At 49.7% G+C, this 13,952-nt stretch carries 12 protein-coding genes; 9 read left to right on the forward strand and 3 right to left on the reverse strand.

The features are described 5' to 3' along the window. Positions 1-373: 373 nt before the first annotated feature. The 9 genes from U9P07_05880 to U9P07_05920 all read left to right on the forward strand — a co-directional run bounded on the left by U9P07_05880 (position 374) and on the right by U9P07_05920 (position 9,757). Positions 374-961: a DUF2284 domain-containing protein gene (locus tag U9P07_05880; protein ID MEA2108931.1), complete on the forward strand. Its 588-nt coding sequence runs from the start codon at positions 374-376 to the stop codon at positions 959-961. Between the two features lie 241 nt (positions 962-1,202). Beyond that, on the forward strand, positions 1,203-1,457 hold the full coding sequence (locus U9P07_05885) for a toxin HicA (GenBank protein ID MEA2108932.1): 255 nt from the start codon (positions 1,203-1,205) through the stop codon (positions 1,455-1,457). Next, positions 1,447-1,776, forward strand: a complete 330-nt coding sequence (locus U9P07_05890; GenBank protein MEA2108933.1) for a toxin-antitoxin system HicB family antitoxin — start codon at positions 1,447-1,449, stop codon at positions 1,774-1,776. The genes U9P07_05885 and U9P07_05890 overlap by 11 nt, the downstream gene beginning before the upstream one ends. A 261-nt stretch (positions 1,777-2,037) precedes the next feature. Then, positions 2,038-2,325 carry a type II toxin-antitoxin system Phd/YefM family antitoxin gene (locus tag U9P07_05895; GenBank protein ID MEA2108934.1) on the forward strand — a complete coding sequence of 96 codons (288 nt, stop codon included), beginning with the start codon at positions 2,038-2,040 and terminating at the stop codon, positions 2,323-2,325. A 452-nt stretch (positions 2,326-2,777) separates the two neighbouring features. Next, a complete protein-coding gene (gene wecB / locus U9P07_05900) occupies positions 2,778-3,869 on the forward strand; it encodes a UDP-N-acetylglucosamine 2-epimerase (non-hydrolyzing) (GenBank protein MEA2108935.1) in 1,092 nt (363 codons plus the stop codon). Next, a complete protein-coding gene (gene xrtD, locus U9P07_05905; protein MEA2108936.1) occupies positions 3,815-5,422 on the forward strand; it encodes a VPLPA-CTERM-specific exosortase XrtD in 1,608 nt (535 codons plus the stop codon). Before wecB ends, xrtD begins: the two co-directional genes overlap by 55 nt. Further along, positions 5,370-7,088, forward strand: coding sequence for an MraY family glycosyltransferase (locus U9P07_05910; protein MEA2108937.1), 1,719 nt, complete (start codon positions 5,370-5,372; stop codon positions 7,086-7,088). Before xrtD ends, U9P07_05910 begins: the two co-directional genes overlap by 53 nt. A 382-nt stretch (positions 7,089-7,470) precedes the next feature. Continuing rightward, a complete protein-coding gene (locus U9P07_05915) occupies positions 7,471-9,654 on the forward strand; it encodes a tetratricopeptide repeat protein (GenBank protein ID MEA2108938.1) in 2,184 nt (727 codons plus the stop codon). Positions 9,655-9,667: 13 nt separating this feature from the next. Then, complete coding sequence (locus tag U9P07_05920) at positions 9,668-9,757, forward strand: DUF6132 family protein (protein MEA2108939.1); 90 nt, start codon at positions 9,668-9,670, stop codon at positions 9,755-9,757. A gap of 202 nt (positions 9,758-9,959) precedes the next feature. Here the strand turns inward: U9P07_05920 and U9P07_05925 are convergent, their stop codons facing one another. The 3 genes from U9P07_05925 to U9P07_05935 form a co-directional block, all read right to left on the reverse strand. Beyond that, on the reverse strand, positions 9,960-12,215 hold the full coding sequence (locus U9P07_05925; protein ID MEA2108940.1) for a vitamin B12-dependent ribonucleotide reductase: 2,256 nt from the start codon (positions 12,213-12,215) through the stop codon (positions 9,960-9,962). 206 nt (positions 12,216-12,421) lie between these two features. Continuing rightward, on the reverse strand, positions 12,422-13,672 hold the full coding sequence (locus U9P07_05930; protein MEA2108941.1) for a (Fe-S)-binding protein: 1,251 nt from the start codon (positions 13,670-13,672) through the stop codon (positions 12,422-12,424). Between the two features lie 14 nt (positions 13,673-13,686). Further along, positions 13,687-13,952: FAD-linked oxidase C-terminal domain-containing protein (locus U9P07_05935; protein MEA2108942.1), on the reverse strand; the 266-nt coding region annotated here is incomplete at its 5' end.

Genomic DNA, 13,952 nt, shown 5'->3' on the forward strand with positions numbered 1-13,952 from the left:
GAGAAAATGATACGTGCCTATATCCGACATCAAGAATCTTCTGATAAACGTCAGCCCAATTTACCAGAGTTCGAATAAACAACGGCCCCTTCCAGGGGCCCTCACGAAGCCACCGGCTCTGCCGGTGGAGCTTCACTAGATTATAATTATTTTGTAGTTATATTTTAAGTTAAAAATAAATTTTTTTATTTTAGAGGCATTTTCTTTTAAATCCTACCGGTCGCTGAACTACCTCAAGTCGGCCGGCTGCCGGAAGTATATCGCCGGTGAATACCTGAAAATAGTCTGGTTCCTGGCCTATTCCTGGTTTGTGTGAGGGGAGAGGACGGTAAGATCGGGGAGTGGAAAGAGTCAATGAAGAGGAAAAATGGTGATGGCCGGTTCTGAGTTGGAAAAACTGGTTGAGCTGGCTTTGTCTGCCGGCGCGAGCCGGGCCGGGGTGATTGCTTCGGCTGATATCCTGGTTGAAGATAAACTGGCTAAGCTTTGTGCCCAGCCCAGGTGTGGCAGCTACGGTCTGTCGCCGAGCTGTCCTCCCCATGTAGGTGGTCCGCCGGTATTCCGCCGACTGCAAAAGAAATTGAAACACGCCATTGTTGTCAGAATAGATCTTCCTTCAGCCATTCTCTTCTCCGATGAACGGGAAGAGGTTATGAGGTTTCTCCATGGGCTCCTTGCGCATGTTGAGCGGGAAGCTGTTTGCCTGGGGTATACCCGAGCGCAGGCATTTGCCGGCGGTTCCTGTAAGCAGATCTTTTGTCATGACCAGGTGGAATGCCGTCGGTTGTCGGGAAGTGGGCCATGCCGTCATCCGGATGTCGCCAGGCCTTCCATGTCAGGTTTTGGCGTCAATGTTTCCCATCTCATGAAAATCTGTGGCTGGTCCGGAGGTTTCAGTGACCGGCAGGCGGCACCGGACAATGACTCCATGTCGTGGCTTGCCGGCCTGGTTATGCTGTAGAAGGAGAATTTGTTTTTTTGTTCGCAGGATGTTTGCCACAGACGCACACGGACATAGTTGTGACAAACGAAAATTGATCATCTGTGATTAGGTAAAATTGACCACTCTGTTTAGAAGATACATCATCATTTGTAACATTTTTCGTGTGGCATTCTAACTGCATATATCATAGTCGTTGAACAAAGAAGTTATGAATGGAAAATTAACTTGACAATAGTATCAATAATGCTACTATAAAATAATGAGAGATATTGTAAAAATCCTGAAGGAAATGAAAGCTAATCCCCAAGGAATTTGGTTTGCTGAACTTCAGAAGGTTTGTGAGCATTATTTTGGGAAAGCCCGCCAAAGTGGTAGTAGTCACTGTATTTATAAAACTCCATGGGTAGGTGATCCCCGCGTACATATACAAAACCACAAAGGCAAAGCTAAACCCTGTCAAGTTAAGCAAGTAGTGCTTGCCATTGAAAAATATGAGGTGAGTGATGGTTCTTGAAATCAACAAATATACTTATCGAGTAATGTGGTCCGAGGAGGACGAGGAATTTATCGGCTTATGTGCCGAGTTTCCCAGCCTCAGTTGGCTTGCGTCTACTGCTGAAGACGCACTAAAAGGCATTCGTTCTGTCGTTGAAGAATGTATTCGGGATATGGCTCAGAATAATGAAGAGATTCCGGTAGCAATCTCTACCCGGCGATATAGTGGAAAATTCATGGTGAGAGTTCCACCGGAAATACATCGTCATCTTGCAGTTGAGGCTGCTGAATCCGGAGTAAGTTTGAATCGCATCGTAAGTGTAAAACTTGCCCATTAATGGTTGTCGGGATTGGGGTTTTTTCTTGGTGGTTATGCGAAACTGTACCGATTGGATCTCCAGCCTGCCTACCTGGAGAAAATTCATTATTTGCTGAATCTGCTGGCTGACCCGCGCGGTACGGGTTACGCCGGCAGGTGGCGCTGCCGAAATTTATCTGGCTGTTGTTGCGGTACAGGCTGCTCTCTTTTTCTTTCTAATAAAATGTTTGCCCTAAAGTATTTTTAACGATATCTTTAAAAGTACAATAGGAGGTACGATATGGGAAAATTATCAAATATCATTCCGGTGAGTGATTTGCGGCAGAATGCGGCCAAGCTTTTTAAACAATTAAGAAAAAACGACGAGCCGTTAATTATCACCCAAAGAGGGCGGGCAACAGCGGTAATTATCGGTGTCGAAGCCTATGAAAAGCTTGAACATGAAAAAGAAATCCTGCGCCTTTTAGCTAAAGGCGACAGAGATATAGAGGCAGGCGAAGGGTATGATCTGGATTCTGTCCTTGCTCTTGCTGCAACCGACTCCCTTTTGGCCAAGGTTCCCTCGTGATAGTTCAATTCACACCATCTGCCCGGGATCAATTTTTGTCTGCGCATTAAATGGGGTCACATTAAATGGGGTCACACATTAAATGGGGTCAGAGTAAAATTATTTCGCGAAATAATTTTACTCTGACCCCATTTAATGCCATTTAATTTGGGGGTAAAACATCCATATCCAAATCAGCGGCTTTGCGTTACATAATCCGAGGTAGGAGCCGTATGAGGTAATTCTTCATGTACGGATCTGTGCGGGGGGTGTCGGGGAACCGGCATTCCTACCGCGATACGGTTTTTCCCTTAAGGTAAGTGGTCTGCGACTTTTTTGAAAAACACCTTGACGTTTTGATGCTAAGGCGTAATGGTGTAAAAAGGTTGATCAGAGGTAAAGAAAATCTGAATTTCTGCCGAGCGTAAGGTAAACATTCAACCAGTAAACAGATTGATTGCAGGAGAATAATTGTGCGGGTAATGCTGGTGGCCGGAGCCCGGCCCAATTTTATGAAGATTGCGCCGATTTTTCACGCGGCTGCGGGATTGGATGACATTGAATGCCTGATCGTTCATACTGGGCAGCATTATGATTATGAGATGTCCCAGGCCTTTTTTGCTGATCTGCAGTTGCCGGAGCCCGATTTTTTTCTTGAGGCCGGTTCCGGGAGCCATGCCGTCCAGACGGCGAAGATCATGGTGGCATTCGAGGAGGTCTGTCGGGATCAGGAGCCGGACCTGGTGATGGTGGTTGGTGATGTGAATTCCACCCTGGCCTGCAGCATCGTTGCCAAAAAGATGCTGATCGGGGTTGCCCATGTGGAAGCCGGGCTGCGAAGCTTTGATTTGGAAATGCCGGAGGAAATCAACCGTATGGTGACCGATGCCATCAGCGATTATTTTTTTGTTACGGAGCAGAGCGGGGTCGACAACCTGCTGCGGGAGGGAAAGCCGGAGAAAAATGTTCATCTGGTCGGCCATGTGATGATTGACAATCTTTTGCGCCAGGTGGCATTGCTTGATATTGGTGGAGAGGAGGATTTTGCCACCGGAGCCCTGAAAAAATCGCTGGGTGAATATCTTTTCCTGACCCTGCACCGACCGGCGAATGTTGATGATCGGGAGGTGCTGTCCGGCATTGTTTCAACCCTGAATGAAATTTCCTCCCTTTTTCCGATTATTTTCCCAGTTCATCCCCGGACCCGTAAAATGATTGATCATTTCGGCCTTGAACTGGCTGCCGATATTCATCAGCTGCCGCCTCTCGGTTTCCGGGAATCTCTTTTCTGGTGGCGGGACGCGGTGATGGTGTTGACCGACAGCGGCGGGTTGCAGGAGGAAACTACGGCCCTGAAGATTCCCTGTATTACCTTGCGGGAAAATACTGAAAGGCCGATTACCGTGGAGATGGGCAGCAACGTCTTGGCCGGGAACCGGCCGTCGGATATCCTCGCCGCTTTTGAACAGGTGCTGGCTAGTGACCGTCGCCGCGGCCGGGTGCCGCCCCTGTGGGACGGCAAGTCGGCGGAAAGAATCTGGGCAGTAGTCCGGGGGAGCGGATGAACCTGAAAAATAAATCTGTCCCCTTTTTTTTGGTTTATATTTTCCTGCTGGCGGGGATGTATTACTCCAGCTTTGGCTACCTTACGCGTATGTGGCAGCGGGATGATTATAACTACTGCTACCTGGTGCCGCTAGTGGTTTTATATCTCATCTGGGAGCAAAGGCTGCGGTTGGCCGCCGTGCGGACCTCCTCTTCCTGGAGCGGCCTGGTTTTTATCAGTTTCGGCATTGTTTTTTTCTGGCTTGGTGAGCTGGGCGGGGAATATACCGCTCTTTTCATTTCTTTGTGGCTGATGATCGTTGGCCTCTGCTGGCTGCATCTGGGCGGCAGGAAAATAAAAGTTATTGCCTTCCCGCTGCTTTTGCTGCTGGCCATGTTTCCGCCGCCAAATTTCCTTACTTCCCGCCTTTCTTTAAAACTGAAGCTGATCTCGTCGCAGATTGGCGTTATCCTGATGCGCTTCTACGGTATGACCGCCCACCGGCAAGGGAATGTCATCGACCTGGGTTTTACCCGCCTGCAGGTGGTGGATGCCTGCAGCGGTATCCGCTATCTCTTTCCCATTATTATTCTGGGATTGCTGCTGGCCTGGTTTTTCCGCGCCCACTGGTGGAAACGGTTAGTATTGGTATTGTCCACCATTCCGCTGATTGTTTTTGCCAACGGGGTGCGGATCGCGCTCACCGGTATTCTTTATGAACCTTTCGGTCCGAAGATCGCCGAAGGTTTTTTGCATGATTTTGCCGGCTGGTTTACGTTCATGGTTGCCCTGGCAGTCCTGCTGCCGGAAATGTGGCTGCTGAATAAAATCCCTTTTGGCCGGCCACCGGCTAAGCAGGTGCCGGTAAAAGTGAAAACTTCGGGCAGTTCATTGCCGGTCTGGCCGAAATTAGCAGTGGCGGTTTTGCTGCTGGGTTTGACCTTGGCAGTTTCCCAGGGAGTCGATTTCCGTGAGAAAGTGCCGGCGAAGCAGTCATTCAGTCATTTTCCTTTGGAGTTGGGAGAATGGCGTGGACAGCGGCAGACGATGGAAACGCGATTTATCGATACCCTTGACCTGAGTGATTATGCCATTGTTGATTACCGTGATCAGCGGGGGCGGGCAATCAATTTATATGTTGCCTATTATGAAAGCCAGCGCAAGGGGGAGTCGATTCACTCTCCCGCGACTTGCTTGCCGGGCAGCGGCTGGGATTTCAGGAAAGCCGGTACAGCCAGGGTTGCGGTGCCGGGATATGATGGTGGTTTTACCCAGGTGAACCGGGCGCTGATGCAGAAAACCGGCTTTAAACAGCTGACCTATTACTGGTTTCCCCAGCGGGGGCGGATTTTAACCAACGCCTACCAGCTGAAGATTTTTGCTTTCTGGGACGCGTTGACCAAACAGCGGACTGACGGAGCCCTGGTGCGCCTCATAAGCCCGATTGCGGCCGGAGAAACTGTGACAGATGCCGATGCCCGGCTGCAGAAGTTTATGGGCCTGCTGCTGCCGGCGCTGGATGAATATATTCCCGGATCACAGGCAGTTGCGCTTGGGGAGCACCGGAAATGATATTGATGGATTCCTGATGATTATTCTTTCTACCTCACTGCTTGCTCTTTTTATTACTCTCGCCCTAGTGCCCCTGTTCCGGAACCTGGCGGTGAAACTGCGGGCGGTTGATATTCCTGAGCCCCGCAAAGTACACCAGCAGCCGATGCCCAAAACCGGCGGCCTGGCGATGGCTGCGGGGGCGCTGATCCCGATTATCCTCTGGGTGCCGTCAAACCCCATACTGCGGCCGCTGCTATTGAGCTCGGCGGTGATTATCATCTTTGGTTTTCTTGATGATGTTATCAACCTGGGCTTCAAAGCCAAATTCGCGGCCCAGTTTTTTGCCGCCCTGATCGTAGTTCTTTATGGCGGGGTGCGGATTACTTCACTGGGAGCCCTGCTGCCTGACGGCCTGCTGTTGCCTGTCTATCTGTCTGTTCCCCTGACGATTTTTGTGATTGTCGGGGTAACCAACGCCATCAACCTGGCCGACGGGCTGGATGGTCTGGCCGGCGGCATTTCCCTGTTGATTTTTGCTTGTATCAGTTTGCTGGCCTACCAATGTGGAGATCTGGTCATTGCCCTGATGACCGCTTCCCTGGCCGGGGCGATTTTTGGTTTTCTGCGTTTTAATACTTTCCCGGCTACCGTCTTCATGGGGGACGCCGGCAGCCAGTTTCTTGGTTTTTTAGCCATTACCCTCTCTTTGTCACTCACCCAGAAAAATATTCCTTACAGTCCTTTGCTGCCTTTGCTGCTCCTGGGTTTTCCCGTATTTGATACTTTGACCGTGATGCTGGGTCGCATCTATCACGGCAAGTCACCTTTCAAGGCGGATACGAATCACTTTCACCATAAAATGATGCGCCTGGGATTTTACCACAGTGAAGCGGTGTTGATTATTTATATTATTCAGATTTTACTTGTCAGTGCCGTCTATTTTTTTCGTTTTTATTCCGACTGGTGGTTGCTCAGCGGCTTTATCTTTTTTGCCGGTCTGATGATGCTGATTTTTTATCTGAGCAGCCGTTACCAGTGGAAATTTCAGCGTGGTGCCAGTTTCTTTGACCTACTGATCAAGGGAAAATTGAGACGGTTAAAGGAACAGCAGGTGTTTATAAAGGCGTCGTTTATCGGCCTGCAATTGCTGATTCCATTGGTTCTGCTGCTTACCTGTCTGCTGCCGGCAGCGGTTCCCCGATGGTTGGGATATGCTGCATTCAGCATGCTCATCGGGTTGCTGCTTAGTCGGTTTCTGCTGAAAAAACTGTTGGCGACCGTCATTCGACTGTCGATTTATATTACTACCCCGGCGCTGATTTTCCTGGGCTCCCAGCAGCAAAATAATTTTTTTCTCGGAATGGCAAAAATATTGCCAAAAATACATTTAACCGGTTCTGCTGTTATGGTGTTTTTTGTCATGCTGGTGGTCCGGCTGAGCCGTCGATCCGGTTATAAAAGTACACCCCTTGATTTTCTTATCCTCTTTATTGCCCTGGTGGTTCCCAATCTATCCACTGAAGTTATTGGTGCCCGGCATATGGGAGTGGTGGCTTCCCAGATTATTGCTCTGTTTTACAGCTATGAAGTGCTGCTGGAGGAGCTGCGGGGTGAATATAACCTGGCGGCGGCGTCTACCGGGGGAATGTTGTTGTTAAGTGCTCTAAGGGGTCTCATGGGGTAGACAGCCTTCAGCTATCAGCAAAGATTGAAGAAGTGCCTTGTAAATGTTTGAAGAAATTAAAAATATAGCTGAAAATACCGAATATCCATAAATGAAAATAACTCTCACAGAGGCACAAAGCCACGGAGAAAAACAAACTACATTTCCGTATCTCTGTGCCTCCGTGAGAAAAAAATATCTCTTTGCGGTTAAAAAATGGTTGGGTTGCGGGCATTAATCTCGCCTTAGTTATCGGTAGTTAGCTTTGAAAAATCAAGACATTATGTTAAAAATATATAACACCCAACGGGTGGAAGTTGCTAATGGTAAACGTTTTGTAATCATTAAACTAATGCTTACAGCTGATAGCTAATCGCTTAATTTATTTATAGAGGTGGTCTGAATGAGAAAAATATCATGTGTGTTCCTGCTTTTGTTTTTTTTGGTGTCGGTTTCCGCCTGTGGTGGTCCGGAAGAAAAAAAGATGAAGTTCTACAACCGGGGGATGTCTTTGTATGAACAGGGGGATTATGTCAAGGCGACCCTGGAATTTAAAAACGCGCTCCAGGTGGACCAGAAATTTGCCAGGGCTTACCAGATGCTGGGGATGACCTACCTGAAGCAGAATGATTTCCGTAATGCCTACGGAACTTTGCACAAAGCGGTCGAGCTGAATGCCGACCTGCTTGAAGCCCAGGTCAATCTGGGCAAGCTGTTGATGCTCGGGCGTAAGCCGGATGAGGCCATGGAAAAAGCTGAATTGGTTTTGCGCCGGGAGCCGGATAACCAGGAGGCGCTGAATCTCAAGGCGGCCTGCCTGCTGGCCGATAAGCAGGAAGTGGAAGCCAAAAAAATCCTGGAATCCCTGGTGCAAAAAGATACCCGGCTGGCCGATCCCTACCTGCTGTTGGCCCGGTTGCAGCTTAAAAACGAGGATTTTGCGGGGGCGAAAAAGTTGCTGAAACAGCTGCTTGCATTCAACCCTAAACATCGCCAGGCCCGTCTGCTTTTGGTGGGTATCCTGGAGCAGCAGCAGGATCTGGAGGCTGCCGAACAGGAGTTGAAGGCCATGATTGCTGGTGATCCTGAACCGGATAAAGTCAGGATGATGCTGGTTAAATTTTATAATCAGCACGGGCGGGATAAAGAGGCGGAAAATGTTTTGCTTGGCCTGGTTGCCGCCCATCCGGACCTGGGTGAGTATCGCCTCCTGCTGGTCAACTATTATGCCGATAAACGGCAGGAAGAAAAAATGCTGACAGAGCTGAAAAAGGCGCGTACTGATTTACCGCAGAATTATGATGTCTGCGAAATGCTGGCCCAATATTATGTCACCCGGCGCCAGGTCGACAAGGCAGTGAAACTGTTGACCGGGTATATGGATACGGTGCGTACCGGCCCTGATTTTTTGAAAGCAAAACTGTTCATGGCGGCCATTGATTTTCAGGAACAGCAGCAGGACGAGGCGCTCAAGCTGGTGGATGAAGTTTTGAGTGAGAATTCGGCCGATATCAAGGCCCATGAATTGAAGGGTGATATGCTGGCGGCAAAGAAGGACTTTACCGGTGCTACCGGTGAATATCGGGTGGTGCTGGACCAAACATCGGATAATTATCAGGTACGGTTGAAATTGGCGCGGGTTCACCTGGCCAACAAGGAGCCGAATCTGGCCAAAGACGTGCTGAAAAAAACCCTGGAGCTCAATCCCCGCTTTCTCCAGGCTGGCATGGTCTTGGCGTCGATCTACCGGCAGGAGGAGAAGAATCAGTTGGCCCTGGAGCAGTTGGAAAAGGTGCTGGCGGTAAATCCTGATGTGGTGCCGGCCCTAGAGCAGATTGTTGATATCATGTTCCGGGAGAAAAAGAGCGGCGATAAGATCCTGTCCAGGATTGAGCAGCAGCGGACAAAGCGGCCGAAAAACCCTCTGTACCAGGTATTGTTAGCTCGTTTTTATATCATTTCCAACCAGCTGAATAAGGCCCGGCAGCATCTGCAAACAGCTCTGGCTCTGGATCCGGAAAATCAGCCGGCGATTTTTGCTCTGGCCCGTCTGGAACAGCTGGAAGGTTCCCTGGAAGCAGCCATTGCCCGCTACGAGGGCCTGCGAAAGAAAAATCCCAATCATCCCGGCCTGGCCATGATTACCGCTTCTTTATATGAAAAACAGGGGAAACCGGAAAAGGCCGGAGCTATCTATCGTCAGGTTCTGACAAAAAATCCCCAGTCAATGGTGGCGGCGAACAATCTGGCTTTTTATTATGCCGAATATGATCCCACGCCGGAAAACCTGCAGGAGGCCCTGGAACTGATAGCGCCGCTGATTGAGCGCTACGCGCGGGAGCCGGTGGTGGTTGATTCGGCCGCCTGGGTTTACTATAAACTGGGTGAATACGCCCGGGCCCGTGACCTGCTGTTGGGAGTAAAAGATAAACTGGATAAAATTCCCATAGGCCAGTATCACTTGGGGATGGCTTTTTTGAAGCTGAATGATAGTGAACAGGCTAAGGAATGGCTGGCGAAGTCGGTCAGCAGCAAAGAGGAATTCAGCGGTCGGGAACATGCCCTGAAGCTGCTGAAAACATTGTAATAAGGTGATGCTCATGTTGATGAGATATATTATCGGCGCGGTTGTCGGGGCGGTGATCGGTGGGATTATTGGTTATTTCGGTAAATGTTCCGGCAGTACCTGAGGCCTGACCGCAAGTCCCTGGTCGGGGGCTATCGTCGGGGCGTTATTGGGAATCATGTTTGCCTCCTAATTACGGGGACAGTATACTTAATTGTGGATGGACAATTAAGTACTGTCCCCGTAATTCCGCCATAATTAAGTATACTGTCCCCGTAATTCTAACGTAATTCCAGAATTCAATTCTGTCCCCGTGCGAAGCAGATTTAGGCGCATTCCGAATAGCCGCAGGCGTGGCAGACAAAACAGCCGCCCTCGTGCTCAATAACCCCACCGCATTCCGGGCAGGCACCAAAGGCATTGTTGTTTTCCTTTAACGATTCATCCTGACAGCCGTTAGTTCGTTCCAGTTGGAGACGAATGGCCTGGGCGATGGCATCGGCGCAGGAAGTCACCTTGTTGTCGCCAAAACCAAAAGGTTTGTGACAACTGATGCCAATCAACTGCCTGACCATCGGTTCTGCCGGCAGACCGCTGCGCCAGGCCAGGGAAACCAGTCGGCCAATAGCTTCATTCTGGCTGGCGGCGCAACCACCGGCTTTGCCAATGGTATTGAATATCTCAAACGGTCTCCCCTGTTCATCAACATTGATGGTGACGTAAAGGGGGCCGCAGCCGGTGGTCATCTGGAATGTCTGACCGGTCAAGCTTCGTGGACGATCCCGCTTGATGGGGATTTCCGTTGCCGCGGGCTGTTTGCGGTCCGTCTTGCCGATATTCAATACCTGATCTTCGCGGCAGCCGTCACGATAGATGGTCACCCCCTTGCACCCCAGTTTGTAGGCCTGGATAAAAGCTTCCTGTACATCTTCAACCGTGGCATCATGGGAGAAATTGATGGTTTTGCTGACGGCGTTATTGGTGTGCTTTTGAAATGCCGCCTGGATGGAGATATGATCTATAGGGCTGATATCATGGGCAGTTTCAAAAATCTTCCGGTATTTTGCCGGAATTTCATCAATGCCCTGGACACTGCCGTTGTAAGAGATATTTTTAAGAATCTCTTTGCTGTAAAAACCATTTGTTTTGGCAAGCTTTTCAAAAATCGGGTTTACCTCGAAAAATTCATCATCATCCATGACCCGGCGGATGAAGGCAACCGCAAATAACGGTTCAACTCCACTGGAACAGCCGGCAATAATGCTGATGGTGCCGGTGGGGGCAATGGTGGTCCTGGTGGCATTGCGAACCGGGGAATTTGGATCCTGCTGGCCGTAAATACTTTCCGGAAAGTTTGGGAAAGCGCCACGGTTCTCTCCCAGGCGGATAGACGCTTCCATGGCTCGCTGATCAATAAAACCTATCACCTGCCCGGCAATCTCCCTGGCCTCTGGAGAGGAATAAGGGGTTTCCAGTTGCAGCAGCATATCGGCAAAACCCATGACCCCTAAACCGATCTTTCGGTTGTCCTTGGTATTTTTTTCGATTTCGGGCAGGGGATAGTGATTGATGTCAACTACATTATCAAGGAAATGGACCGCCAGATCCACGGTTTTACCCAGTTTATCATAATCGATTTTGCCATCCGCCATCATGTGTGAGAGGTTGATGGATCCTAAGTTGCAGGATTCGTAAGGTAGTAGTGGCTGCTCGCCGCAGGGATTGGTGCTTTCGATTTCACCGACCTTCGGGGTGGGGTTGTCGGCATTCATGCGGTCCAGGAAAACGATGCCCGGCTCACCGGAAATCCAGGCCTGTTTGACCAGTTGACGGAAAATCTTCAGGGCGTTTTGTTTTTTGACTACGTCACCGTTGCGTGGATTGACCAGGTTATAATCGCTGTCAGTTTCCACCGCCTTCATGAAATCTTCGGTAATCCCCACCGAAAGGTTGAAATTATGCAGCAGAGAGAGGTCGCCCTTGACCTTGATGAAATCCATAATGTCCGGGTGGTCCACCCTGAGTATGGCCATGTTGGCACCACGCCGGGTACCTCCCTGTTTAATGGTTTCGGTGGCGCTGTCAAAAACCGTCATGAATGAAATGGGGCCACTGGAAATGCCACTGGTTGAATGGACGGCATCATTCTTCGGTCGAATACGGGAAAAGGAAAAACCGGTGCCGCCGCCGCTTTTATGAATAAGAGCGGTATTTTTAACCGCTTCAAAGATGCTTTCCATGGAATCACCCACCGGCAGGACAAAACAGGCGGAGAGCTGTCCCAGTTCACGGCCGGCATTCATCAGGGTCGGGGAGTTGGGGAGAAAATCCAGGTTAGCCATCAGCTGATAAAAATCAAAGGCCAGAGATTCAACGTCTGCTGTTTTATCAAAATTCAGTTCACCGGCAGCGATGGTCCTGGCTACCCGCCAGAACATATCTTCAGGTTTTTCCAGAACTTTCCCCTGATCATCTTTTTTCAGATAACGCCTTTCAAGAACGGTTATTGCATTATCGGCAAATTTTGGAATGATTGCACCGGCAGGCAGCTTTACCTTAGCCGGAAGTTTCTTTTTGGCCATTTAATCCTCCTGAGCTGTATAAATTGTTGTAATTATTGAAAGTTGTTATACACAATATATAGGGTATGAGAGAGCATAAAGACACAATATATAGTGTATGTCAAGGGGAAATTGGAAAAAATATGGAATTATTTGAAAAAATATCCAGGAATGAATATGCGGTCAGTTAAAACGGTAATAATTGCGGGTTGTTATGAAAAAAGAGTTTAATCAGAAAAAAGAAGTTGAGCCAGCAGGGTGATGGGGTGATCTGTAGTCACATCCAACTCAGCATTTTGGATCCCTTCATTGAGCTGGATCAGACAGCCCGGGCAGCCGCTGGCAATTATCCTGGCTTGAGAATCCTGCAGATCATCGATTTTTTCCTTTAAAATTTGCCGGGAAAGGGATTTGTGAGTAACCCCGAAGGAACCGCCGGAACCACAGCAGCGTTCCGGATGGCGGAGTTCGACAAAATTATCGCCGGCAATGAGGCGCAGTAACCAACGCGGTTGGGCGGTAATTCCCTGGCCTTTGCGCAGGTGGCAGGGGTCGTGGTAGGTTATTTTTTCCTTGATGGTTTTGCCTTGTAGCAGCTCGCTCAGTTTTTCCCGCTGTTCATAGAGAAACTCGCTGATATCCATGACCTTTATGCCCTCAGGCAGGGGATAGCTTTTCAGGGTGTGGCCGCAGGTGGCGCAGCCGGTTACTATCAGGGTGAGATCGTCGTCGGCTGCCGCCATAACCTGAAGATTTTTTTCCTGCAGCTGATCAGCCGATTTCTGGTCACCGGCGGCTTCGGTGACTGCCCCGCAGCAGGCCCAGGATTTTGGTACTACCGATTCAAAACCCAGTTTTTCCAAGACCATAATGGTTTGCATTCCCACTTCCGGGGTCAGGTAACGGGTGGCGCAGCCGGGAAAATAGAGCAGTCGGGGCCGTTTTCCCGGCGCTGATCGTCGCTTCTTGAGTTGATCATCAAGGTTTTTTTTCGGCAGATTTGGAATAACCGTCCGTTCATCAATGAGCGGCATGGGTAACCGTCGTCGCAGGCCGCTGCCCTCCGGCAGTCGTCGCCAGGCGAGCAGCCGCAGCCAGGAGCTGACTTTCACCAGGGTCTTGAGCCGGCCGCTTTTGCCGGGGAGGATGGCAAAGAGAAACTTTTTTACCGGGTGCAGGCCGGTTTCCGCAATGATTTCCCGGCGGGCGGCCTTGATGATTTCGGTAATCTTGACATTCTTTGAGCAGTTGACTTCACAGGAGTGGCAGAGCAGGCAGTAATCAACCGCCTGGCGATAAAAGTCCGAGAATTTCTCCTGGTCGTTGCCGTTTTTCTGCAGCAGGTTTTCGATAATGGCCAGTTTACCTCTGGCGACCATTTCTTCGCGGCCGGTTTGCCGATAGATGGGACACACCGACATGCAGGAGCCGCACTTGACGCATTTGCTTAGCTCTTGTTGGATTATAGTTGTATTCATGGATTTATGTTTTATCAGGAAGTGGGGAAAATTTTCCCGGGATTAAGGATATTTTGGGGATCAAAAGCTCGCTTTACCGCCTGCATGGCGGCGATGGTTGCCGGGCTCCATTCCATGGGGAAAAAAGCTGCCTTGGTATTGCCGATTCCATGCTCGCCCGACAGAGTGCCTCCTAATTCAATCGTGGCGGCAAAAATTTCTTTTACCGCCTTTTCACCCATCCGGGCTTGCCGGGGATCGCTTTTGTCCAGCATGACATTCACATGAATATTGCCATCGC

It is taken from the genome of Pseudomonadota bacterium (assembly GCA_034660915.1).
Lineage (GTDB): Bacteria > Desulfobacterota > Anaeroferrophillalia > Anaeroferrophillales > Anaeroferrophillaceae > DQWO01.